The sequence below is a fragment of the Clostridia bacterium genome (assembly GCA_036562685.1).
Classification (GTDB): Bacteria; Bacillota; Clostridia; order Christensenellales; family DUVY01; genus DUVY01.
Genome location: DATCJR010000032.1, coordinates 1 through 8,563 on the forward strand (window position 1 = coordinate 1; position 8,563 = coordinate 8,563).

The following is an 8,563-nucleotide window of genomic DNA, read 5'->3' on the forward strand; positions in this document are numbered from 1 at the left end:
GCTATAATGCCTATATTCAATATAGGGAGAAAAGGATGGGGAATATTAATCTCTTGAAGAATATATAAAAATCTCTTTTATATAACATAATAACTAAAAAGACTCCATTCTTAAATTTTTATATGCAGGCGATTTATAAAGAAAAAAAGAAAAAAGCTACCTTCCAAAAAGGTCAGACAATATTTTTAGTAACTCTATTAGCTATTCCAGTTTTACACTGGTTAATTTTTTGGTTATACATTAATATTAATTCAATTATTTTGGCTTTCCAAAACGAAAGAGGAGAGTGGAGCCTAATCAATTTTGTACAGTTGTGGGACCAGCTTACCTCACCTTATGGCGAAACAGTGGGATTAGCGTTAAAAAATACGCTTTTGTATTTTTTAAATAACTTATTCATAATTTTCCCGCTGTCTATTATGATTGCTTTCTTTATTTTTAAGCATATAAAAGGCTATAAGATTTTTAGAATAATATTTTTCTTACCTGCCATTATTTCAGGTATAGCTATGACAACTGTATATACCTATTTGTTGATTCCTAATGGTCCATTGGACGTTATTTTATCAAAAATAGGTCTATCAATTCCTGCGCAGGGTTTCTTCAATAATTCAGCAACAGCAACACCTGCGATTTTGGTTTATACAATATGGACAGGGTTTAGCAGCAATATCATTTTGATAGGCGGCGCAATGAGCCGTATTCCTACTGAAGTATTGGAATCTGCCAAAATGGAAGGTTGCGGACCGTTTAGAGAAATAGTAAGCATTGTTTTGCCTTTGACATGGTCGACATTGCAGACGATGATCGTATTTACTATGACGAGTATTTTTATGGCGAGCGGCCCTATTCTGCTGTTTATGCCTGATGGCGGTTACGAAACGACAACTATTTCATTCTGGATTTTCAAACAGGTTTACGGTTCGGGTACATATGGCGGTACAGGACAGTACGGATTGGTATCATGCGCTGGTTTCTGTTTTACCTTAATCGGTGTGCCTATTATCTTGTTTGTTCGCAAATTGTTTGAAAAAGTACCTGCAGTAGAATACTAAAGGATGGAAATGATGAAAGTTGATAAAGTTTTAGCAAAAAAATATAAGATTTCAAAAGAAGAATCTGCAGTTTTGTATAAAAGAAGCAAGGGCGAAAAAGTCATATATGTAATTATGTTTTGCATCTTTTTCGTATATGCCGTTTCGCTAGTTTTTCCGTTTTTATGGCTTTTGGTTAATTCTTTCCAAAACAGAATTATATACCAAATCAACATGAGCGACGGAAATGCATTTGCTTTGCCTAAAAAGTTGGAAATTGCCAACTACATTTATGCGTTCAAAGAATTGAGCTATAACGGTTCAAATATTTTCAATATGTTTTTTAACAGTATTTGGTACACCGGCATACATATTGCCGGCAATGTTTTGATGTGCTCTTTTACAGGCTATTGCCTTGCCAAATATAATTTCAAAGGAAAAAACATTATACATACCGTTATTATCTTTTCTATGACCATTCCCATTGTAGGAACAACTGGCGCGGCATTTAAACTTATGTCCGACCTGCATATCTACAACACACCGTTTTATGTGATATTAACAAGCTTAAGCGGTATCGGAATGAACTTTTTGATATTGTACGGCTTTTTCAGAAATATTTCTTGGAGCTATGCGGAAGCTGCATTTATGGACGGAGCAAGTCATTTTACAGTTTTCTTCAAAATAATGCTGCCCATGGCAAGACCTATAATTTTGACGCTTTCTATTATGTCCGGCATCACATACTGGAACGAATATATGAACGTATTGCTGTACTTGCCTGATTATCCCACAATCGCATCAGGACTGTTTAGTGTTTCCAGAACGCTTCCGCGTCTTGGCAATACACCTGCATATTTTGCCGCTTTGGTAATTTCTTTGCTGCCTGTGCTTGTTGTTTTCAGCTTGTTTAGCGATGTAATTATGAAAAACTTTACCGTTGGCGGTCTAAAAGGTTAAAAAACTTCAAAAGATATAAATCAAAAGATATTAGATATACAAGGAGAAAAAAGATGAAAAAATTAAGTAAGCTGATAGTGCTAATTTTATGTTTTACACTCTTCAGCACTGCTGTTGGATGCGGTAACTCCGATAGAGGCGATCCCAACTCTGCAGACACACTAGACGTTTATGTTTATAACTCAGGATACGGATATAAATGGTGTGTTGATGCTTTGGAAGCATTTAAGCAAGAAGATTGGGTAAAAGAAAAATATCCTAACTTAAAAGTAAACTTCACAAAGAACGAAATAGAAAATTACGGTTCTACTCAGCTATCTGCTGGTAAGGGTGCTAACGTATATGACCTGATTTTTGCACCTACACTATTTAGCTATTTTGGGCCTACTGGACCGTTGCTTGAATTAAGTGAAGTTCTTTATGACAGCATGGTACCTGGCGAGGACATTAAATTTAAAGATAAAATGCTAAGTTCTTATGTAGCTTCTAATGCATATAACGATATTGATGCTACTGATGAACCTCAATATTATTCTGTGAGCTATGCTTCAGGTATGACCGGCATTGTTTATAACGAAAATGTTTTAAACAGTCTTGGATTTGAAGTTCCCAGAACAACCAATGAGTTGCTGGCAATTTTGAATGCTGTAAGAGCATTGAAAGATAATAAGCAAGGAAAATATGCTAACGGATATTCTTTCTTGACTTATGGCGCTTCAGCTTATGTAAACTATTTGGTTGATATTTGGTGGGCTCAATATGAAGGAGCTGATGAGTATGTTAATTTCTTCTCCGGAATTGACAGCGATACAAATTCAATATCTCCCGAAATATTCAAACGACAAGGCAGACTTGAAACCCTTAAGGTAATAGAAGAAATATATTTGTATGACAAGGGCAATGTTTGGATTAACCCCAACTCAGGCAGATCAGCTTATCTAGAAACCCAAACATCTCTATTAAGAGGCAAGGGTATATTTATGGCTAACGGCGACTGGTTTGATAACGAAATGGCTGAAACCAGAAAGGACTTGATCAAAGCTACCGGTAAAGCTGACACCATTAAGATGATGAAGACCCCTATTATAAGCTCAATAATCAACAAAACTCCTACTATTAAAGATGACGCTACTCTTTCTGCAGTAGTTAAAGCTATTGACGAAGGCAAGACAAGCTATGAAGGCGTATCAGAAGACGATTTTGCAACTATTCAAAATGCAAGAATGGTTGTATATTCAATTGGACCTAACCATACTTCAGTTATTCCGTCTTATGCGGCAGGAAAAGAAATCGCTGTTGACTTTTTGAGATTTTTGGCTACTGATAAAGCCAACGAAATTTATGTCAGGGCTACAGGCGGAGCAACTTTGCCTTTCAAATATGATTTGAGAACAAAGAATGAAGAATTATATAATTCTATTTCTCCTTTCCAACAGGAAATTATCTCTTATTTCAACAATCCTAGTCAAGAGGTAAATATTCTTCCTTCAACAAGTTCTTTCCCGTTGGTAAGATTTGGTACATTAAAAGCTTTTGCATCTTTGGGTAATACTGTAGGTTATTACTTTACATCCAATTCAAGCAAGGGCGACTACGAAACACTTGCTGAGAAGATTTTTTATACCGATTATGATTATTGGACTGAAAACAACAATGCAAGATGGAACAACTGCAAGAGCAGTGCAGGAATATAATTTCAAGCGGGGGTGAATGAATGAAAAAGATAAGATTAATCGTATTATTTTTATCCTTAATCTTTATTTTCAACATTACAGCAAATAAAGCTCCTGCCAATTATAAGGCAGAGGCTAACGACAGCGTGGAGTTTTGGAGTGTTCCTTCAACTGAGAAGGTGCTCCAAGACAAAACTGATATTTACCAAAGCATAAAGAAAGAAGCCAAGGTTTACGTTGAAGCCTGCAAGGGTGAATACGAAAGCACTCAGATCATAATGACAGCTAATAAAGATGTAAAAAGCGTAACCTTGTCTTATGGCGAACTCAATGGTGACAACGGGGCTAAGTTTAGCAAAGATAATATCAGCGTTTATTATGAACTTTACACCAATGTTACTAACATCTATGATTCAAACGGTGCGCCGACAGGACTTTATCCTGACGCATTAGTGCCTTTTGATAAAATCGTAGAAGCAAAAGAAAACACAATAAAAGCAAACACCAATCAAGGATTGTTTGTAACATTTAATGTTCCCATTGATCAGGCAGCAGGCAAATATACAGGTACTTTGGAAATCACTTATGACGGAACAAAGAAGACTTTGCCTGTCGAGCTTGTTGTTTATGATTTAAAAGTTAACGAAGAAACACATTCTAGATCAAAATTCAATTCTACATTTACACAATATCTGGGCGAACTTGATAGCACTCAAGAAATGTTTGACGCTTATATCCAAAAAATGATTGAGTACAGAATTTCACCCAGTTATTTGATCAACGGAAATCATCTTGATAAATCACAGGCAATGATAGATTTGTATGTTGAAAAAGCTTATACCTGGGCACAAAATCCCAGAATGAGCAACTTTAACATACCTGCATATACAGCAACTGATTCTACCACCAATGAAAAAACCATTGACAAGGAAATGCTTATAAAATATGTCAACGCTATTTTGAAAAAGAGCTTTGAAACAGGTTTTAACCTTATGGGAAGAGCAATTTTTTCAACAGGTATAATTGACGAGCCTGACTTGTTTGGACTTATGGCAAGAGTACCCATTGTTATGCGTGACTATGATGAAGCAATAACTACTTGTATCAACAATGTAAATTCTATTATTGGCAAATTAAAAGTTGACGCTGCTTTCAAAGAAGAAGTTATCAACTCTTTAAAGAATATGAGCTTTGTAGTTACCATGCCTTACAACGAATCAGTAAAAGATATAGTAACTACATGGTGTCCTTATGCCAGCGAATATGACACAGAAGAAAAGAGAAAGTTATATGAAGATCAAGTGGAAAAATGGTGGTATACCTGCGTAGCACCTCGTGCTCCTCATCCTACCTACCATATCGAAGACACTTTGATTTCTGCTCGTGCTCTTAGCTGGATGATGTCAGAATACAATGTTAGAGGAAATTTGTTCTGGGCAGTTGATGTTTATGCCAAGTATAACGGCTCATCCTATCAATTTATTGATGATTTTTATTCTACTCCTGAAAGATATCCCAGAGCTAATGGTGACGGCTTCCTGTTCTATCCTGGTGCTAGATACGGAATTTTCGGACCGTTGAGTTCTATGAGAATGGAAGCTATTAGAGACGGAAACGAAGAATATGAATTGTTCTATAACCTAAAAGCTGATTATCAGGCAATGGGAATTAATACCGAAACAATTATACGTAACATCAATTCATTAATTTATACAGGAACAAGAGTAGCATCTAATTCTACAATGTTCCAGACAGCAAGAAAAGCACTTATCGAATTGTCTATGCTGGCTCAATCAGATGCAAAAGTTTGTGTAGTAGATGTTATCGACGATACTTATGGAAACATCACATATAAAGTGTTTGCAAAATCTGGTTACGAAATTTTCTCAGATGCTATTTCATCTAAAGAAGTTGTAGAGAAAGGAACAATATATACCATAAGCGTTAACCTCAATAAAGACAGCAATGTTATGAGTTTTTACACTGTGGTAAACGGAAAAACTCTGTCATTCAACTTCAATATTGGCGGAAAGACTACTGTAAGCAATGCTGAAGCAATAAGCAGCGGATTTACAAAAGGTACTGTTTCTGTAACTTCAAGTCTTGTTGACGCAGCTACAGTAGATGGTACTCAAGGCAAATATGTAAAGCTTGATATTGCGCAAGCTGTCAATAAGCATCAATCCATTACTTGGACAAACGATGTTTTGAAGACAGTTAACAGTTCAACCAGCAAGATAATATTACACATTTTTAATCCTTCTCAACAAGCTATACCTTTCAAGCTGTATGTCAAGTATAGCGGCGTAACCATTAATACCGAACTTGTAAGCACGACATTGCAGCCTGGTATGAACGTAGTAAAAGTTGAAGGAATTAACAGCTTTAACTGGACAAAATACAAATCTATAGAAAACGCTATGATGTACTTTAGCCAAGACTCAGCGTCAGGCGGCGAAGCACGCACGGTTTATATAAAAGACTTTGTGGCTTATTCGATCAGTAAATAAAGGTGGTAAGGAGAGATACGAAAGATGAAAAAATTAAGTTTACTTTTATTAGCTTTATTTATTATGACTATGAGCTTCTCAATGGTTGCGTGCGGTGAGAAAAAAACGCCTGCCGATCCTGATGCAGCTTTGAAGCAGGATGTGCTTTTGTGCGATTTCGAACAATGGGCGCCTGACTTTCAGACAATTAAGTTCATGAACGGTTTTGGAAGAGTATCCAAAAACGAAGATAAACAATATGTAAAAAGCGGAAATTACTCTGCAAGGCTTGATCCTTTGGGATGGTACGGCGCAGGTTCACTGCCTCTGATATTCTTCCCTACAAGGTCAGAAACTTTTGGCTTTGACTATTCGGATTTTAGCTATGTGGATTATATTTCTGTAGATATTTACAGCGCTAATAATAAAGATATGAAAATAAATATGGGGCTAGTCAGCGATATCGCCAACATTAACTCCATTTCAAGAATCAATGACAAAGAAATAACTTTAAAGCCCGGCTGGAACAAAATTAACTTCCAGGTTGATGCTTCACTTATCGCCATTACGGGAGACATAACTTCGGTCAAGGGTATTTACTTTATGTTTGAAAATGCTGCTTCACTTAACCCTACCGAAACTACTCCTAGATATTATGTGGATGATATCAAGATTATAAAGAAGCAGGAAAAATCCCCTTCAGATTTCAACTTCGTGCTAGACGAAAATGAAATAATGGATTTTGAAAAGAACTATCAACAATACTGCATAACCAGCGAATATCCTGCCGAAATTTCTGTAGTAAATGCTTCTGATTATGGTCTGGTAGCACCCAGCGGCAAAAAGGTTCTAAGAGTTAATTACTTAGGTACTGGCACTAATTATTGGAGATATTTCAAGATTGACAAAAAATTAATTCAAGCAACCGTAATTAAGGGAATGAGCTTGGATAATGCTCAAAAAGCGTATCTGTGTCTTGAAGTATATAACAATGACAGCGATACCAAAAGAGACAGCATTCATACTACTGTGGACTATACAGTAGGAGATAATACAAATAATAGACATTCTACTGCATTGTTTGCAAAACGCGGACAATGGACATCTTACGAATATTGTTTAGGAAACGTAGCTAAGTTTAATGAAAACTTCTTTAATGATCCTGGCGCGCTTATGATCTGGTACACCGATCTTACAGGAAATAGAGAATTTTTCTATGACAACATAAGAATAGAATTTAGAAACTAAGGAGGAGACAATGATGAGAAGAAAACAACTTCTAGTATTATTGTTAAGTTTATTGACAATTTGCTTAAGTTTTGTTGCTTGCGGAAAGAATGAAATAGCGCTTCTTGACTTTCCCGAAGCATACAGCGAACAAGTTCAATTAGGCGATTTATATACACTCAAAGTTTTGAATGTATATGACAAAAACGGTAACGAATATCGTGTTACAGCCGAAGTTAAAACAACTCAAGGCGAAGTAGTTAATGTAATTGGCAACCAATTTGATATTGATAATATTCAAGGCTATGTAATTACTTATACTGCTAAGATTTCTGATAAACAGACATTAAAATCTGTTTTGACGCTTAATGTTGTTGACAAAGAAGGCCCTGTTATTAGGATTACTAAGCCGAGCGACGGTGTAGTCGGAGAGGTTTATACATTACCTTCTATAACTGTCAGCGATTTGTCAGGCGAAGTTATTACACCTACTATTAAGGTATTCTTTGTTAACGGTGGAGAAAGAGAAGAAGTTACTGTAACGGATAAGAAGTTTACACCTGCAAAACAGGGTACATATATAATCCAAGTAACTGCTAAGGATTCTAGCAACAATTCAAACAGCAAGGAAGAAACATTTGCAGTTTATAATCCTGCCAGCGAAGGCGAAGTAGCTAATTTTGATTATGCCGAAACAGTTAGCAAATTAACTGCAAACAAGACAGTAGAATTTAGCTATGTATCACCTAAAGAAAATCAAGACGCTACTTATAAGGGCGGTTATGTAGAGATCAAATACGACGCAGAAAACACATGGGTTAATACCTATTTGGTTCCTCGTCAAGCAAAAGCTGCTTATGCTGATTATGATCTAATTACAGTTTGGATTTATCCTGTAGTAGCTAATGATGCTAAAGAAACTTGCTATTTCTCATTCTTTAATGACATTAATTATCGTGTAGAAGCACAATCAGGCGAATGGACAAAGGTATCATTCTCTGCAGATAAGTTCTTAGACGCTTTTGATAATCTTGTTAACAAGTCTCAAATATTCTTGCCCATTAACTATAATAACAGCTCTTCAGTTAATCACAAGAATTTGACAGCATTAAGAATGGGCAATATATTTATGCACAAATATGCTAACTTTGAAGTAGAAGTTGACAACGACAGCTATATT

6 protein-coding genes are annotated in these 8,563 nt (G+C 35.9%); all 6 read left to right on the forward strand.

Annotated elements, in window-relative coordinates; genetic code table 11:
• Positions 1-122 precede the first annotated feature (122 nt).
• Complete coding sequence (locus tag VIL26_01215) at positions 123-1,055, forward strand: sugar ABC transporter permease (protein HEY8389562.1); 933 nt, start codon at positions 123-125, stop codon at positions 1,053-1,055.
• Positions 1,056-1,067: 12 nt separating this feature from the next.
• Positions 1,068-1,994, forward strand: coding sequence for a carbohydrate ABC transporter permease (locus tag VIL26_01220; GenBank protein HEY8389563.1), 927 nt, complete (start codon positions 1,068-1,070; stop codon positions 1,992-1,994).
• Between the two features lie 53 nt (positions 1,995-2,047).
• Positions 2,048-3,688 (forward strand): ABC transporter substrate-binding protein, encoded by a 1,641-nt coding sequence (locus VIL26_01225; GenBank protein HEY8389564.1) that lies wholly within the window; start codon positions 2,048-2,050, stop codon positions 3,686-3,688.
• A gap of 20 nt (positions 3,689-3,708) precedes the next feature.
• Positions 3,709-6,177, forward strand: coding sequence for a glycoside hydrolase domain-containing protein (locus VIL26_01230; protein HEY8389565.1), 2,469 nt, complete (start codon positions 3,709-3,711; stop codon positions 6,175-6,177).
• A gap of 24 nt (positions 6,178-6,201) precedes the next feature.
• Positions 6,202-7,404 (forward strand): hypothetical protein, encoded by a 1,203-nt coding sequence (locus VIL26_01235; GenBank protein HEY8389566.1) that lies wholly within the window; start codon positions 6,202-6,204, stop codon positions 7,402-7,404.
• A gap of 10 nt (positions 7,405-7,414) precedes the next feature.
• On the forward strand, positions 7,415-8,563 hold a 1,149-nt coding region (locus VIL26_01240; GenBank protein HEY8389567.1), incomplete at its 3' end, for a hypothetical protein.